Annotated in this window: 10 protein-coding genes; 8 read left to right on the top strand and 2 right to left on the bottom strand. The window is 39.1% G+C overall.

Going from position 1 to position 17,127, the window contains the following annotated elements; all coding sequences use genetic code 11:
• Positions 1 to 4: 4 nt before the first annotated feature.
• Positions 5 to 880, bottom strand: coding sequence for an AraC family transcriptional regulator (locus EGI26_RS20245; RefSeq protein ID WP_255080895.1), 876 nt, complete (start codon positions 878 to 880; stop codon positions 5 to 7).
• Positions 881 to 1,080: 200 nt separating this feature from the next.
• Between EGI26_RS20245 and EGI26_RS20240 the strand changes: the two genes are divergently transcribed.
• From EGI26_RS20240 to EGI26_RS20205, 8 genes are all read left to right on the top strand, one after another.
• Entirely contained in the window at positions 1,081 to 4,245 is a 3,165-nt protein-coding gene (locus EGI26_RS20240; RefSeq protein WP_255080894.1) for a SusC/RagA family TonB-linked outer membrane protein, read from the top strand.
• Positions 4,246 to 4,284: 39 nt separating this feature from the next.
• Positions 4,285 to 5,814, top strand: a complete 1,530-nt coding sequence (locus EGI26_RS20235; RefSeq protein WP_255080893.1) for a SusD/RagB family nutrient-binding outer membrane lipoprotein — start codon at positions 4,285 to 4,287, stop codon at positions 5,812 to 5,814.
• Positions 5,815 to 5,917: 103 nt separating this feature from the next.
• Positions 5,918 to 6,847 carry an RraA family protein gene (locus EGI26_RS20230; RefSeq protein ID WP_255080892.1) on the top strand — a complete coding sequence of 310 codons (930 nt, stop codon included), beginning with the start codon at positions 5,918 to 5,920 and terminating at the stop codon, positions 6,845 to 6,847.
• 36 nt (positions 6,848 to 6,883) lie between these two features.
• Positions 6,884 to 8,383: a mandelate racemase/muconate lactonizing enzyme family protein gene (locus EGI26_RS20225; RefSeq protein WP_255080891.1), complete on the top strand. Its 1,500-nt coding sequence runs from the start codon at positions 6,884 to 6,886 to the stop codon at positions 8,381 to 8,383.
• Between the two features lie 72 nt (positions 8,384 to 8,455).
• Positions 8,456 to 9,379, top strand: coding sequence for a bile acid:sodium symporter family protein (locus tag EGI26_RS20220; protein ID WP_255080890.1), 924 nt, complete (start codon positions 8,456 to 8,458; stop codon positions 9,377 to 9,379).
• A 17-nt stretch (positions 9,380 to 9,396) separates the two neighbouring features.
• Positions 9,397 to 10,341, top strand: a complete 945-nt coding sequence (locus EGI26_RS20215; RefSeq protein WP_255080889.1) for an RraA family protein — start codon at positions 9,397 to 9,399, stop codon at positions 10,339 to 10,341.
• Between the two features lie 56 nt (positions 10,342 to 10,397).
• On the top strand, positions 10,398 to 11,672 hold the full coding sequence (locus tag EGI26_RS20210; RefSeq protein ID WP_255080888.1) for a mandelate racemase/muconate lactonizing enzyme family protein: 1,275 nt from the start codon (positions 10,398 to 10,400) through the stop codon (positions 11,670 to 11,672).
• Between the two features lie 371 nt (positions 11,673 to 12,043).
• Entirely contained in the window at positions 12,044 to 13,516 is a 1,473-nt protein-coding gene (locus EGI26_RS20205; RefSeq protein WP_255080887.1) for an FG-GAP repeat protein, read from the top strand.
• A 45-nt stretch (positions 13,517 to 13,561) separates the two neighbouring features.
• On the opposite strand, the gene EGI26_RS20200 is transcribed toward EGI26_RS20205, so the two are convergent.
• Positions 13,562 to 16,888 carry a DEAD/DEAH box helicase gene (locus EGI26_RS20200; RefSeq protein WP_255080886.1) on the bottom strand — a complete coding sequence of 1,109 codons (3,327 nt, stop codon included), beginning with the start codon at positions 16,886 to 16,888 and terminating at the stop codon, positions 13,562 to 13,564.
• Positions 16,889 to 17,127: the final 239 nt, after the last annotated feature.

The following is a 17,127-nucleotide window of genomic DNA, read 5'->3' as shown; positions in this document are numbered from 1 at the left end:
GTAATTATTTGTTTTTTCTAAAATGTCCAGGAGTATATCCTGTGAGTTTTTTAAAAGTAGTGGAAAAGTGTTGCGAAGAATAAAATCCGGTATCTAAAGCTATGTCTGTAAGGCTTTTATTAGAGTTTTTTAACAACCTTATAGCTTCCGAAATCCTTAAATTTATGAGATAATTGAGAGGTGGAAATCCCGAAAACGCCTTTACTTTTTCAGTAAAGGTTGTGGTGCCTAAGCCCATAATAGCTGCCATTTCTTCTACCGTCCACGGATGTGAAAGGTTTTCTCTGAGCATTTGGTCCAATCTATGAAACGTCTGCGGAAATATCCTTCCTTGGTTTTCGTTTTTGCTCATTTGGCGAGCCAACCATATCCATATCTCATCCAGAAGGTTATTTACCTTGCTTTTGTAGGCTATTTCGTTTGCAAACATTTCATGTTCAATCTTCTGTAGCAATTCTCCACAAAGTTTGAAGCTCGGAATTATCGACTGGTCTTTTTGAGATAAAATTTGACTGATTAACCTTTGTTCAGAATCCGAAATACTGCTCCAATCGCCAAGTCTGAGTTCGGAGTTGTCCTGAAAACCAACACCAAGGCTTAATGAAACGAAAGTGCCAACCTCAAACGAGCCAGAAAGACTTCCGAAAGTTTGCCCAGGAAAAACCACCACCAGGTCATTCGGGAAAACCGTAAAAGTTTGATTTTCTATGGTCCAATAATATTTGCCGTCTATCACAAACACAAACCGGATGCCTTGATTTTCTTCCATCAAAAAAGAATCGGCCTTTACAGACTGAATTTTCATCTTCGAAAACTCCAGTATGTGCGGCCAAGGTGAGATTTCTTGTGATTTACCTTTTATTAGAGAAAAGAGATTCATTTACTGATTTAAAAAAAAATATTTTGGACTCAAAGCTTGATTTTATGTAAAAATAGTGCAAAAAAATACATTTATTATTATAATAATCACCAGTGAAGAGATTTGGAAGTTTATCACGAAAGTTTACAGGACATTTGCTAATGGTAAAAAACTGATACTTTTTTAACCTGTCCTTTATTCAATTTAATTAACCTTTTTTTATGAAAAAAACACTACATTTTATTCTGCTTATGGCGGTGGGAGTACTCCTGTCCTCGCTCGCAATGGCTCAGAAAATTTCGGGCAAGGTAACTGGCGGCCGAGACGGTTCATCGCTTCCAGGAGTTTCTGTACAAGTGAAAGGAACTAATGCGGGTACGTCTTCCAACGCTGACGGAAATTATTCTGTCAATGCTAGCTCTGGAGCTACTTTGGTTTTTAGTTATATTGGTTTTAGTACCAAAGAAGTGAAAGTGGGCAGTCAAACTATCGTTGACGTGAGTTTGGATGAAGATGTTTCCAGCCTTGAGGAGGTGGTTGTAACGGCCCTGGGTATCAAAAAAGACGCAAAAAAACTTGGTTATGCTACCACCACTGTCAATGCCGCTGCTATTACTGAAAACCGCTCGCCAAATTTCATGAACACGCTTCAAGGAAAAATAGCCGGTGTAAACATTTCGGGTTTAGGAACTGGCCCTGCTGGTACTTCCAAAATCCGTATACGTGGTCAATCGTCTATTTCGGGTCAAAATAACCCTCTTATAGTGGTAAACGGTGTGCCAATAGACAACACTAACTTTGGTACAAACCCAGGAAATGCGGCGGCTGATAACTCTATAGGTGTTAGAGGCGGTGGAAATACATCAGATGGTGGTGATGGACTTTCGTCTATTAATCCCGACGACATAGAAAGCATGACGGTACTTAAAGGAGCTACTGCGGCAGCACTTTATGGCTCAAGAGCCAAAGACGGTGTAATAATGATAACTACAAAAACCCGTGGTGCTGGTAAAGGAATTGGGGTAACTTACAACATGAACTACACCAACGAAACGCCTCTTGACTTTACCGATTATCAATATGAATATGGACAGGGCGAAAATGGCCTTAGACCGACTTCTGCCAATCCAACTTCTGGTCAATGGTCTTTTGGAGAGAAATTTGCCCTAGGTATGACCCAAGTATTATTTGACGGTGTAACAGTGCCTTACGAGCCTCAGTATGACAGAATCAGTAAGTTTTTTAGAAATGGGCAAAATTTAACAAACACTGTGAGTTTATCTACCGGTGGAGATAAAGGAGGAATGAACCTTTCGTTTTCGAACATGGATAGCAAAGGAATAGTACCCAACAATAGTTTTAACAGAAAGACCATCAATTTGGGCTACAGTTATGATTTGTCTAAAAAATTGAGTTTTGCTGGGAATATCAACTATTCAAACGAATACAACAAAAACCCACCGAACATTGCGAACCAGGACAACTCGATTCCAACGTCAATTTACAACATGGCCAACTCTATGCCTTTAGAATTGTTGGATGAAAAGAAATACAATGCAGCTGGAGATGAATACGTGTACTCGAGATTTAGAAACCGTACCAACCCTTACTGGGTACTGGCCGAGCAGTTTCAGAACATCCGTAGAGACAGAGTTTTTGGAAATATTTCTGCCAAATATAACCTCTTGCCTTGGTTGTTTTTGCAAGGCCGTGTAGGTCAGGATTTTTGGTCACGTGATCAAGATTTTAACAATTTCCCAACTGGCCACGCTTCATTAGCACTTGCACCAGCAGGTTTTGTAAACGGTACTTACACACAAGAGTCTCGTAGATTTAGAGAAACCAATGTGGACGTTTTATTATCAGGTACACGAACTTTTGGTGATTTCGGTATTGACTTTAATGTGGGGGGCAATCAAATGTATCGTCGATCGGACCTTAATTCTGTATTGGCACAGGATTTTGTTGTTCGTGGACTTTATACAGCAATGAATTCAAGAGTTAAAGACCCAATTTATGGTCTTTCAGAAAGAGCAGTAAATTCAGTCTATGGAGCGAGTGAATTTTCTTATAAAAACTTTTTGTATTTAAATATTACAGCCAGAAATGATTGGTTTTCAACACTTTCAAAGGCCAATAGAAGTATTTTATATCCTTCACTATCTGGCAGTTTTGTATTCTCGCAGGCTTTTGAAAATATGCCAAACTGGTTGAATTTTGGAAAACTTAGGGTTGCTTATGCAGAAGTGGGTAGTGACACCGATGTTGGGCCTTATGCCAATAATTTATTTTATGGTGTAAATTCAAACTTATTTAATAATCCAGCCGGAATTCCTCAACCAGTTGGTGGGTCTTTGGGTACAGTTGTGCCAAATGCTAACTTGATACCAATGCGTACTGCCGAGTCAGAAATAGGTTTAGAACTGAAAACTTTGAACAACAGAGTGTCTTTGGATATGGCGGTGTATCGTAAGATCACAGATGACCAAATCGTGTCGGCTCAGATTTCTGATGCGTCGGGATTTATCACCACATTGATAAACAGTGGTAGCAGCAGAAACAATGGCGTAGAGGCTTTGTTAACTTTGGTGCCAGTAAAAACCAAAGATTTTCAATGGGAGGTTAATTTAAACGGTTCTTATAACATCACCAAGGTTTTGAGCTTGAAAACCAGCACAGAAGGGGAAAGAATTACGGTCGGAACGCACGTTTTTAATGGAGAGCTTCGTCAGGTTGTTGGTCAGGAAATGGGCCAAATCTACGGGTTTGGTTTCAAAAGAAACGATAAAGGGCAAATGATTCTTGGTTCCAATGGTATTCCGATTCCTACCACTGATCTTATTTCTTTCGGTTCGGCATTGCCAAAGTGGGTTGGCGGTATCAACAACAGTTTCAACTACAAGGGGTTCAGTGTTTCTGCTTTGATAGATTTCAAACTGGGCAATACTGTTCTTTCGGGTACCAACTTCAACGCCGTTCGTCATGGCTTACATAAAATGACCTTGGAGGGGCGTTCAACAAATGGTATTACGGCAGTGGGCGTTAACGAAAAAGGCGAGGTAAATGCTGTGAAAGCCAATGTTCAAGATTATTGGTCAGTAGTTCGTTCTCGTGCTTTGATTGAGCCGGTTATTTTTAATGGAGGCTATTGGAAATTACGTCAGATTACGGCTGGATACGATATTTCTAAGTTTATTCCAAAAAACACCCCTATACAAGGTGCTAAAATCAGTTTTGTTGCCAATAATGTGCTGATGTTGAAAAAATGGATAGACAACATAGATCCAGAATCATTCGGATATTCATCAGACAACTTGGTAGGTATGGAGTCAACAGGTTTACCAACCACCAGAAGTTTAGGATTCAATTTAAATGTTAAATTCTAATCCCAAACTGATTTTTTTAAAACATAAAAAGAAAATATTATGAGAAATATATTTAGAAAAAAATGGTCTTTCGTTTTCACTTTGATAGCCTTCAGCTTTGCCTCTTGCGACAAGGGTTTTGATGAGTTGAACATCAATAAAACTGCCGCTACAGCCTTGAATCCAGTATTTATATTGAACAATGCCACTGTTAATTCCTCTTTTCCGGCCTCAACGGTATTTTATGAAGTTGGAATTGTACAACAGATGGTTTCTCCAAACTCTGGGGTTTTAACAGGTGCAAACTTTAACCAAGACAGTAGAGACAACACCGTTGTAAACTGGCAAAGATACTACCGAAACGTTGTGAGAAACACCAAAGATGTGCTGTTGGCAACCAAAGATTTGCCTGCTAGAAGCAATTTGTACAACATGGCTAGGATTTTGCAATCCTACGCTTTCATGATTTTGACAGATTCTTACGGAGATGTTCCTTATTCAGAAGCCGGAAAAGGGTATTCAGATCAAATAGTTTTGCCAAAATATGAGTCACAGCAAGCAATATATGCCGGCATTATTAAAGAATTAACCGAGGCCTCAGCGGCACTTGATGCTTCCAAAACCATAGAGGCGGCTGATGTTCTTTATGGAGGTGATGTGGCCAAATGGAAGAAGTTTGGAAACTCACTTCTTTTGAGAGCTGGAATGAGGTTAAGCAAAATTGATCCTACACAAGCCGCACAAATAGTAGCAAAAGCTGTAAGTGGTGGACTAATGACTTCAAATGCCGACAACGCCTTAGTAAGGCATGATGCCAATTATACAAATGGTATAGGAATTACTTTAAACGCTACTGAGGCAGCCAACGTTTTCATAGCAGCACCTTTTGCCAATTATCTAAAGAACACCAAAGACCCTAGGTTGAAGTCCATAGCTGTGCGTTATGTGGGAGCCAAATCTGGCGTAGACATGGTAGCTGCAAAAGCCAGTACTGATCCTAGTGTACAAATTGGTATGCCGTTCGGTTATGACAACAGTACAATTTCAGGTCCGGTAAAAGACCTTAGTTTGGCGAGTTTTTATGATTTTTCGCAAGTAGATAGAACGAGAATGGTAAAAACAACCGCTCCGATGTTTTTGGTAACGTACTCTCAAACGCAACTTTTGTTAGCGGAGGCGGTACAAAGAGGTTGGACAACTGGATCCGTAGAGACATTGTTTAAAAATGGTGTAAAGGCTCACATGGAACAACTGGCAACTTACGATGCCAATTCGGCTGTAGCACCTGCCGATATTGATGCCTATTTTGTGGCCAATACTTTTGATGCTGCTAAGGCTTTGGAACAAATAAATACACAATACTGGGTTTCTTCGTTTTTGAACGGCCCAGAGGCATTTGCTAATTTCAGAAGAAGTGGATTTCCTGTCTTGACACCTAATCCATTTCCGGGGAAAGGTATCAAGGGTAATTTTATCAATAGACTCACTTATCCGAATTCTGAAATATCGGTAAACAGTGTAAATGTAAAAGAAGCCATTGGCCGCCAAGGTGCCGACGACCTTGACACCAAAGTTTGGTGGGACAAATAAGAATTAGTTTTTTTGAATCTCTTTGGTAAACCTGCCAAAGAGATTCGTTTTTTAGGAGCAGTGTTCTGAGCCCATCATTTATTCAACCTTATAAAATTTTAGTATGAAATTACTTTTCAAAATTAGTTTTTGGAGTTTTTTTTTATGCTCCTATACCTTGTTTGGTCAAAACATTCAATGGTCTAAAGACCAAATGTTAATTTTTACTTCACAATACAAAGGCGATAGATTCTCCGATGGTCGCCCAAAAGTATCAGACGATTTGGTGAAAAGACTGGCCAGTATTTCTATTGAAGAAGCCTGGGGGACTATGAAAAACGAAGGCTACAATAATCAGTTTGAAGGTGGCTGGCAGATCATTCATCCCGACAAAGTACTGGCTGGCAGGGTAGTAACCACACAATATATGCCCTCAAGGCCCGATTTGGATAATCCCATCAAAGAAAAAGGAAAAGCAGAAGGCAGGCTAGGATCTCCAAACTCTTGGCCGATAGATTTATTACAAAATGGCGACGTTTACGTGGCCGATGGTTACGGCAAAATTGTGGACGGAACGCTCATTGGTGATAACCTTGGAAATTCCATTTATGCCAAATCTAAAACAGGAGTGGTATTCGATGGTGCTATTAGAGACCTCGAAGGTCTGGAGAATATTGACGGATTTGTAGGATTTATTCGTGGTGCCGACCCATCATATATCAAAGAAATGATTATGACCTGCATCAATTGCCCAATAAGAATTGGAAGAGTAAGTGTCTTTCCCGGCGACTTGGTATTGGGTAAAAGAGAAGGTGTGATATTTATTCCAGCACATTTGGCCGAAAAAGTCATCATCAACTCAGAGTTTATTGCACTAAGAGATAAGTTCGGCATACAAAGACTGAAAGAAGGCAAATATACACCGGGCCAAATAGATCAGGCATGGTCTAGAGAAATTAAAGACGATTTTTTGAAATGGATAAACGACAATCCAAAACTCTTGCCCATGACCAGAGCCGAACTGGATAAGTTTATGAAAGACCGAAATTGGTAACCGCTATCATTTTATTCAACCAAAACTATAAAGAACATGAAAAAGAATTTTTTAGACAGATTTAAGTTTAACGGTGAAATTCCTAGCGGTCCAAAAGAAACCGAAAGTCTGAGTCCGATTCAACAAAATACTGAAAGCAAAGGAGATAATAGAAGGGATTTTATCAGAAAATCAGCCCTAGGCGGACTATCGCTCGGAATGATGTTTGACGGAAACCCTTCGAAAGAAATAGAATTTTTAACCCAAAAAGTAAATCGCTCAAGTAATCCATCCGACTTGAAAATTACCGATGTTAGAATTGCGGTAATTACAAAGGCACCCATGACATGCCCCATTATCAGAATCGACACCAACCAGGGTATTTCTGGGTATGGCGAGATTCGTGATGGGGCAAGTGCCAAATACGGCCTATTTTTAAAAAGCCGTTTGTTGGGTAAAAATCCATGTACACCTGAAATGATTTTCAAAGAAATCAAACAATTTGGCAACCATGGCCGAGCCGCAGGTGGTGTTTGTGGGGTTGAAATGGCCCTGATGGATTTGGCGGGAAAAGCCTATGGCGTGCCTGCTTATCAAATGCTCGGAGGCAAATATCGTGACCACATCCGCATCTATGGGGACACCCCAACTTTACCCGATCCAATAGCATTTGCTCAAAAAATGAACGAGCGGAAAAAGCTCGGACTTACTTTTTTGAAAATGGACTTTGGGGTCGAGCTACTCAAAAATCATCCGGGTACTGTAATTGGCGGTCAGAACATGGACTACACCAGACAATGGGGCACTGCTGGGCCACAGAAGGGTAATGCCCGTGGATATTCTATGACCAAACATCCATTTACGGGTATTCAAATAACCAACAAAGGCATAGAAATTATGGCCAATTTTGTGGATGAAACCCGCAAGGTGGTGGGTTACGATATTCCCTTGGCTGCAGACCATTTCGGCCATTTTGGAGTAAATACGGCCATCAGATTGGGTAAGGCACTTGAAAAATTCCAACTCGCTTGGCTTGAAGACATGGTGCCGTGGTTTTACACCGACCAGTGGAAGCAAATTTCAGATGCCATAGACACACCAACTTTGACCGGCGAAGATATCTATCTGAAAGAAGAATTTGTCAAACTCATTGATAACAAAGCTGTAGACATGATTCAGCCTGATTTGGCGAGTTCGGGTGGTTTGATAGAAACCAAAAAAATTGGTGACTATGCCGAGGAACGTGGAATACCTATGGCCATGCATTTTGCTGGTACTCCGGTGTGTTTTATGGCAAATATTCACTGTGCAGCTGCTACTGAAAACTTCGTGGCTCTTGAGCATCATAGTTTTGACGTGCCTTGGTGGGAAGATTTAGTGACGGGCATTGACAAACCGATCTACAAAGATGGTTTTGTAAAAGTACCCGATACACCGGGATTGGGCATTGATATGAACGAAAAAGTAGCAAAAGAACACTTGGCCTCAGGCGAACTTTATTTCGCTCCTACCACTGAGTGGGACAAAGTCGATAGTTGGGATCGTACTTGGAGCTAAAGGGGATCTGATGAGGCAAATCATACAACAGTTTGTCTTTTTTACTTTATATTTATTCTAAAAATACCTTAAATGAAAAAATATGCATATCCTCTATCAATCATTCTGATAGTGATAGTAGCCTTTAACTTCCCAAATTATTTTATTGAAATTAATGGGGTTAAATTCAGTAAGTTCATCATTCCAATTTTGCAGGTTATTATGCTGGGTATGGGTTCCACCATTACAACCGAAGATTTTGTGGCCATCATAAAGACTCCCAAACTTGTCATTATCGGCCTTGTAGCTCAGTTTATGATTATGCCATTGCTAGGTTTTGGATTAACAAAGCTGTTCGATTTTCCTGCAGAAATAGCCGCTGGGGTTGTACTAATTGGCTGTAGTCCAAGTGGATTGGCTTCAAACGTGATGGCTATGTTGGCAAAGGCAAACGTTGCTTTGTCTATATGCATCACAACTTTGGCTACACTTCTGGCCCCAATTCTTACGCCATTATTAATGAAGACCTTAGGGGGTGAACTGATAGAAATCGAATTTTTAAGTATGGTCTGGGATATGACAAAAATTGTAATTCTTCCTGTGGTTTTGGGTGTATTACTCAATAAATTTCTGCCGGAACTCATGGCCAAAATCAAGAACATACTTCCTTATTTTTCGATGGTGGGTATCGGGTTTATCATCACGATAGTTACAGCGAGTGGTCAAAAATCACTTGAAACGGTAGGTGTTTTATTACTTTTGGCGGTTTTTATTCACAATATTGGCGGTTATTTATTGGGTTATTTTGCTGCCAAACTTTTAAAACTCAAAGAAAAAGACGCAAGGGCAATTGCCTTGGAAGTAGGCATGCAAAACGGTGGCTTGGCGTCAGCATTGGCCAACGAAATGGGTAAACTAGCAACGGTAGGTTTGGCTTCTGCCATTTTTGGTCCAATGATGAATATTTCTGGGTCGCTTTTGGCCAGTTGGTGGGGTTCAAAAAAAACTAAAGATTAATGTTAAATTTAAAAAAAATGATACAAAAAATAATTTTAATTTGTTTGATTTCTTTGGGTTCTTTTGCGAGTTATTCTCAACAAATTTCCAAAGAATATTTGTTACACCTCACCCGAGAATGGAAAGGTGAGCGTTTTCCAGACGGTAGGCCAAAAGTTCCTGATGCTCTTTTAGTTAGATTAAAAAAATCTACTTTGGAGGAAGTGTGGGCGGTACTTCGGAATAAAAATTACAAACACCAATATGAAGGTAACTGGCAAACCATAAACCCAGATTCGGTTCTGGTAGGGCGAGCAGTAACCGCAACTTTTACCCCGGGTAGGCCTGATATTCAAACGGCCATTGACGATAAAGGTCATGAAAAAGAGGGTCGTGTGAAATCACAAAATTCGTGGCCAATAGATTTATTGGTAAAAGGAGACGTTTACGTCGTTGATCAGTTTGATGCCTACGAAGACGGCCCCACAATTGGCGACAATCTTGGTAACTCCATTTATACCAAAACTGGAAATGGAATTGTGTACAACGGAGCAGTGCGAGACATAAACGGATTGAAGGAAATTGGTGGTTTTACTTCGTTTTTTAAGTCTTACCACCCTTCACACCACCTCAACAACGCGGCCACTTCTCTAAACACTACGCTGATTGGTATAAATACACCAACCAGAATAGGAAACGCTACTGTAATGCCCGGTGACATAGTTTTTGGTAGAGATGGTGGAGTGCTTTTTATTCCGCCGCATTTGGTAGAGGAGTGTGTAAAGGTATCTGAAATTGTAAGGTTACGTGATATGTTTGGTCATCAACGACTTAGAGAGCAAAAGTATACACCTGGCCAGATAGATACCCGTTGGTCAGACGAAATCGAAAAGGATTTTTCGAAGTGGCTTAACGATAACAAAGCCAAATTACCTGTTCCTATGGAACAAATCCAAGAAATGCTGAAAGGTAGAACTTGGTAGGTTTTAGCAGTCTAAGCTCTCAAAAACTCATTTATTCAACCTATAAAAATATTAAAATGTCATCAAGAAGAAATTTCCTTTCCAAAGCTGCTTTAACCTCTGCATTAGCAGCCACACCACTTTTAAATTTTGGTCGAGAGTATGAAGTGTCCGTAGACAAGGCTCCCAAAAATTCGGCTCCATCTGATCTGAAAATAACGGATATCAAATGCGGATATATCAGAAATGGCCACAGCCTTTTCGTAAAAATATATACCAATCAAGATATAGTTGGCCATGGCGAAGGCGTAGATGCCACACCCGGCACCTACCATTTGGTGAAAATGTTTGGCCAGAGAATCAAGGGCAAAAGTCCGCTGAATGTGCATAGGCTTTTTGAGGAGATACGAAAGTCTGGCTTTTTTGAAGGAGCTCAATCTGGTATGTATGTTGCGGTATTGTCTGCCGTTGAGACCGCACTTTGGGATTTGGCAGGGAAAGCTCTTGGTGTGCCGGTATATCAGCTTTTGGGCGGAAAATTCAGAGATACCATAAGATTATATATGGACACCGCTCTATACCAAAACAGACTTCCGAAGCCCGCAGATTTTGCAGAATCGGCACTTGAAGCTGTGAAAATGGGTTTCAATGCGGTTAAGTTTGACCTTGACCAAGCCAATGACCCCAACAAATATGATAAATACAATTGGACGGCCAGTCAGGCGGAGCTGCAAAGGATGTACGACCAAATGGCGGCAGCCAGAGCCGCGGTTGGGCCGAACGTAGATATTTGTGCCGACATGCACGGTCGATATGATGCCATTACCGGTGAAAAAATCGCCAAAATGTTGGAACCCCTCAACCTTATGTGGTTAGAAGAACCCATTCCTGCCGAAAATGCCGATGCCTATAAGAAAATAACAAATTCGACCTCTACGCCTATTTGTGCCGGCGAAAATCATTATTTGGCTTACGGTTTCAGGCCTTTGTTGGAATCAGGGGCGGTGGATATCGTCATGCCCGATTTGCAAAAGGCGGGTGGATTGGGCGAAGGACAAAGAATTGCCAATTTGGCCAATTTGTATTACGTGCCGTTTGCACCTCACATGGTGGCGTCGTATTTGGGTGCGATGGCCTCTGCTCATGTCTGTGCGTCAGTGCCAAACTTCATGATTTTGGAATGGCAGATATATTTTCACAAAGATCCGATGTTCAAAGAAATCGTGAACTACGACCCATCAATGATTAAAAATGGACAAATTACGGTTTCGGAAAAACCAGGAATTGGTGTGGAAATAAACGAGGAGGCCATGCGGAAGTATGCCCCGGTTGGTGTGCCATTTTTTGAATGAATTTGCCTTATAAAGTTTAATTTTTAGAGAAAACACGTAAGAAATACAGCAAACTGGCGGCTTTTGTTTCTGCATTTTTTACTTGGCTTTCTTTTCATAAAAGATATTTCTTTTATTAATTTTTGATAAACTGCATCTTTGCAATTCTATATATAGTTCCTTTTGAAGTCCTATGACAACTGAGCATTCCTCTAAGTATTCAAAAAATGAGCAAATCATATTTTGCATACTTCTGCAAAGTATTGAGCTGTAAATAATTGTGCTCAGCCTTAAAATAAAAAATATGATTGTTTTTTGGGGAATATCTTTGGAAAGCACGATAATTTTGGAAATTGTAATTGGTTTATCTAAAACTCCTAAAGAAGTATCAAATGAGAATAATTGTAATTTTATTTATTTTATCTACGATTCAAGTGTATGCCCAGCAGGCTACTGAAATTGACTCAAAGAGTTTAAGATTACCAAGTTACGTCAGTATAGCAGCTATAACTACCGCAATACCTTCTCCCCAACACGGAATGATGGTTTATAATCAGGGAACGGCTACTAACTGGTATTACAATGGCAGTAACTGGGTAAACTTGGCCATTGCCACCTCTACTCCCGCTGAAGCTGAAGGTTTTGGAAGTTGGGGCTGCGATAATTCTGCATTTGTAGCTTATCAACCTGTAGGTAACCTAGATGGTCAGTCCTATGATAGCTTTGGTGTTTCGGTGGCCATTTCAGGAGAATATGCAATTGTGGGAGCCTACCAAGATGATGAACTAGCATTACTAAATGTGGGGTCTGCAACTATTTTTAAAAGAAACAGTAATACAGGTACTTGGGAGTCTCAAGGAAAATTAAGCAATCCAGGCACTGCAAGTTCTGTTTTTTTTGGTAGGTCTGTTGCTATTTCTGGAAATTATGCTATCGTAGGTGCAGAATTGGATGATGAGGGTGGATTTATTGATTGTGGCTCTGCAACTATTTTTAAAAGAAATGGAACATCGGGAGTATGGGAATCTCAAGGTAAATTGACTAATTCAGTTTTGGCAAATTCGGATAACTTTGGTAATTCAGTTGCTATTTCCGGTGATTATGCGATAGTAGGTGCTCCCTACGACGATGAAGGAGACTTTAATGATAATGGTTCCGCCACCGTTTTTAAAAGAAATAATATTTCAAATATTTGGGAGTCACAAGGAAAACTGATCAATCTAGGGCCAGTATTAGGTGATCGATTTGGATATTCGGTCGCTATTTCTGGAGATTACGCTATCGTCGGTGCTTATCTAGATGATGAGGCAGGATTAACGAATTGTGGTACTGCAACTATTTTTAAAAGAAACAGTAGTACTGGTATATGGGAATCGCAAGGTAAACTGAGTAATCCAAACGCTGCAAGCGATGACTCATTTGGCTTCTCAGTTTCTATTTCTGGAGATTATGCAATTGTAGGAGCATATACCGATGTTGAAGGTGGTTTTCTATGGTCTGGTTCGGCTACAATTTATAAAAGGAATAACAGTACTGGGATTTGGCAAGTGCAAGTTAAACTTACCAATCCCGCCGCGGCAAGTAATGATTATTTTGGTTTCTCTGTGGGTATTTCAGGAGATTACGCAATTGTGGGTGCTAACCAAGACGATGAAGGAGGGTTTACAAACAATGGCTCATTTAGTGTTTTTAGAAGATACGGGGAGACTTGGAGACTCGTAAGTAAAAAAAATGATCCTGGAACTATTACAAATTTCGATGGTCTTGGAATTTCATGTACTATAGATATAAACGGTAATTTTATAGTAGGTGAGTCTGGTGCAGATAGTTATAAAGGTGTAGCACTTTTTGGAAAAGTAAATTGAGGTTTTTTATGAATTGAAATAAGACCCCTTATCTTTATCAACTGTCTATTTTCCTAAAATCTCAAGTAACTCTTTCCTATTAAAAGCTTTGAAAATATCGGCTTCGGTATTGACAAGTTTACCGGCAAGATCTTTTTTGGAGGATTGGAGTTTGAGCATTTTTTCCTCAATGGTGTTGGGGCAAATGAGTCTTACGGCTATCACTTTGTTTTTCTGACCAATTCTATAAACACGGTCAATGGCTTGGTTTTCTACGGCAGGATTCCACCACGGATCTACTAAATAAACATAGTCAGCCTCGGTGAGATTTAGTCCAACTCCACCTGCTTTAAGGCTTATTAAAAAGACCCTAACTTCGGGGTTTTCTTGAAAGTTTTTGACTTTTTCAGCTCTATTTTTGGTTTGACCTGTCAGATATTCAAAATTAATATTACGAGCAACCAACGATTTTTTAATCAAATCCAACATGCCGACAAACTGAGAGAAAATCAGAATTTTGTGTTCGCCTATCTGACCTTCAATCTGTTCCAAAAGCACATCTATCTTCGAAGAAACTTCGTTTGGATATTCGTCATCGGGTAGGAGTGAGGGGGAATCACATATTTGGCGAAGTTTTGTAAGTCCTGTCAATACGTGCATCGGGCTAATTTCCTCCTCGGTTTTATGCTGCAAATAATCTCTAAGTTCGGCCTCATGGTTATCGTAAATAGCCCTTTGGTCCAAGCCCATTTCGCAGTAAATCAACATTTCTGTTTTTGAAGGCAATTCTTCAATCACCTGTTTTTTAGTTCTCCTAAGAATAAAAGGACTGATTTTCTTGCGTAACTCTTCCGCCCTTCGACTTTCTTTAAATTTATCTATGGGTTCAGCATAAATGTCTTTAAAATAGCTTTTGCTGCCCAACAAATCTGGACAAGCGAAGGATAACTGCCCATACAAATCGTAAGTGTTGTTTTCTATAGGCGTACCCGTTAAAACTATTTTATTTCTGGAGACCAGCATTCTAGCCGCACGGTATCGTTGAGATTCTGGATTTTTGATAGCTTGGGATTCATCCAAAATGATGTAGTTGAAGGTGATGTTTTTCAAAAAATGCAAATCAGAAAGTAAAGTACCATAAGTGGTCAAAACTACATCAAAACCTTGTATTTCTTCTTTTGAATTCAATTTGGTATTGCCATAATGTGAGGCAATTTTTAAACTCGGAGCGAATCGACTAAACTCATCCAACCAATTGAACATCAATGAAGTTGGAACAATAATCAAACTTTGTTGCTCTGGATGTTTTTGTTTTTGAATCAAAAGAAATGCAATGATTTGTATCGTTTTTCCTAAACCCATGTCGTCGGCAAGACAAGCTCCAAAATTAAAGCCGTCAAGGAAATTCAACCAATTGAGACCATGCCTCTGGTAATCACGTAAAGTGGCATTCAATTCATCAGGTACCGCCACTTCTTCGATTGTATCGAAATGCTCGAATTTGGATTTTAGATAACTTATTTCTGCCCAGGCTTCCTTGCTTAAAACTTCCGTTTCGTATAAATCCAGAATATCCAGAAATCTTGATTTCGGTGTTCGAATCAATGCCCCTTCCAGCTTGCCTACTTTGAAATAATTATTAAATTTTTTAATCCATTCTTCTGGAATCAAACCTAAGGTCCCATCGTCTAATTCAATAAATTTGGATTTGTTTCTGAGAGACTTATGCAATACTTTTAGTGGAACATCTTTTTTGCCAAATTTCAGTTTCACTTTAGTATCAAACCAATCAATTCCAGAGGCAACACTTATTTCGACTGATGCTTTGTATGGACTTAACTTGTTATTTGTCAAAGAATTAAATCCTAGAACTTTTACATTGTTTTCTCTAATAATTTCAAAGAAATCTAGAAACCAATTGTCGTCCAGAAACTTCTGTTTATGCAAATAGAAATAATTTCCGTCGGCCAATTGTCCAGAAAACTCAGGATGTAATCTTGAAATCATTGAGGTGAAATTCAATTCCGCTGTATCATCTCGCTCTACAGAAAAGTGGTTTCCATTTGGGTCAACATCTATCAATTGTTTTTTAGAATGCACCGCCACTTCCAATTGACCGTATTTCATTACGGGTGTAATGTTGACAAAATTCTTTTCGTCTGTCAAATAAATGAGTTTCTCTACCTCATAAGTACTTTCCCATTCTATTAATTTCTCCTCTTTTTTCTTTTTAATAAAGGCATACACAATACTCACTTTGTCAGACATAGCATCGAGAATTTCTTTTCGGAAAAGCTCAAATTTCGAAGGATAAATGAGCATAATTGCTCGCTTTTCTGCGAAATATTTAATGATTGGCAACATTTCAGCATCTGAAATAAAAACCAATCTATCGCCAATTTGAAAGAAACAATTGAATCTGATTTTCAGATCCTGCAATGCGTAAATATGCTCATTGATAGTTACGCTTGTGGTTACTTCATAAAACGGCTCCTTCAAATTTACTTTAATATTGAGCCCAACGGAAGCATTTTCAAGTTTAACAGGAATCAGATTGTTTGGTGAAATTGTATCGTTTTCAGAAACATAGAAATTAAGAGAAAGTGGGTTTTTAACAATTGAATCAATCGCCTGATTATCATTCCATTCGGTGTTTTTCTGCACTTTGGCTAATGCCGTAAAAAAACGAATCACTTCAGCCTTTTCATGATTCCAAACTTCATTTAATGGATCAATTTGGCTAAAAGGAGCCTTAATTTTGCCATTTTTTGTTAAAGTGGCATCGTAAAGTTCGAGCGAATAGGTTTCCTGAAATTTATTTCTTCTAAAAACCAAAATTTGCTGTGTTGTTTCGATCTTTTCAGTTTCAGAAGAGTCGTTTTTTTTTGCGAATAATTTACTTTTTAAAAAAGAAGTAGATTTTTCATCAACAGGAATCAACTCTGGGTTAAGTGGAACTGTATAAGTCTGTCTATCAGCATATTTGAGCCCGAAATATTTCTCCAAATCCTCTTCCTCGGCCATCCCGTAGGCTTCAGCAGCTTTTTTTATTTTTTCAAGACGAAGGTTTTTGTCAAAAAATGCCTTAAAGTCTGGCTTAGAAATGAGCGTTTGCAAAACCAAAGTTTGATGTTCACAAAGTGTGTTTTTAATGGCACCACATCCACAAGTTAGCACTAAATCAGCTTCAATCTGACTTACCGCAACATCAGGCAGATTTTTACTTTGGCTATTTAAAGCAAAAAGAGCGTTGTCAATTTCGATATTTATTGGCTGAACATCAACATTTTTAAGCCCCAAACTTATCTCCACACCATAGCGAAAAGTGTCTGCGTAGGTTAGCGTTGACACTTGGTGGTTTTTTAGGATGTAAGTTTGGGAATGGGAGAGCATATTTTTTAGAATTGTTGTTTTGATTAGATATCACTTAGCATCATGCTAGAAGGTTTTTACTTATATACTTATGCCCCAAAAATTTTGGATTTCAGTCTTTAATCGAAGTAAAATATATATCGTTTTTCCATGTAAATATCTTCAATTCATCAAAGTTTTTCGTTTTGAACTATGCTGATTTGAGAGGTTTAAATAATCATTAGAACTTCAATTGTCTTATACTTTTAATATCACCAAAG

It is taken from the genome of Lacihabitans sp. CCS-44, assembly GCF_024343735.1.
In the GTDB taxonomy this organism is placed as follows: Bacteria; Bacteroidota; Bacteroidia; order Cytophagales; family Spirosomataceae; genus Leadbetterella.
This window is presented reverse-complemented; position numbering and strand designations above follow the sequence as displayed.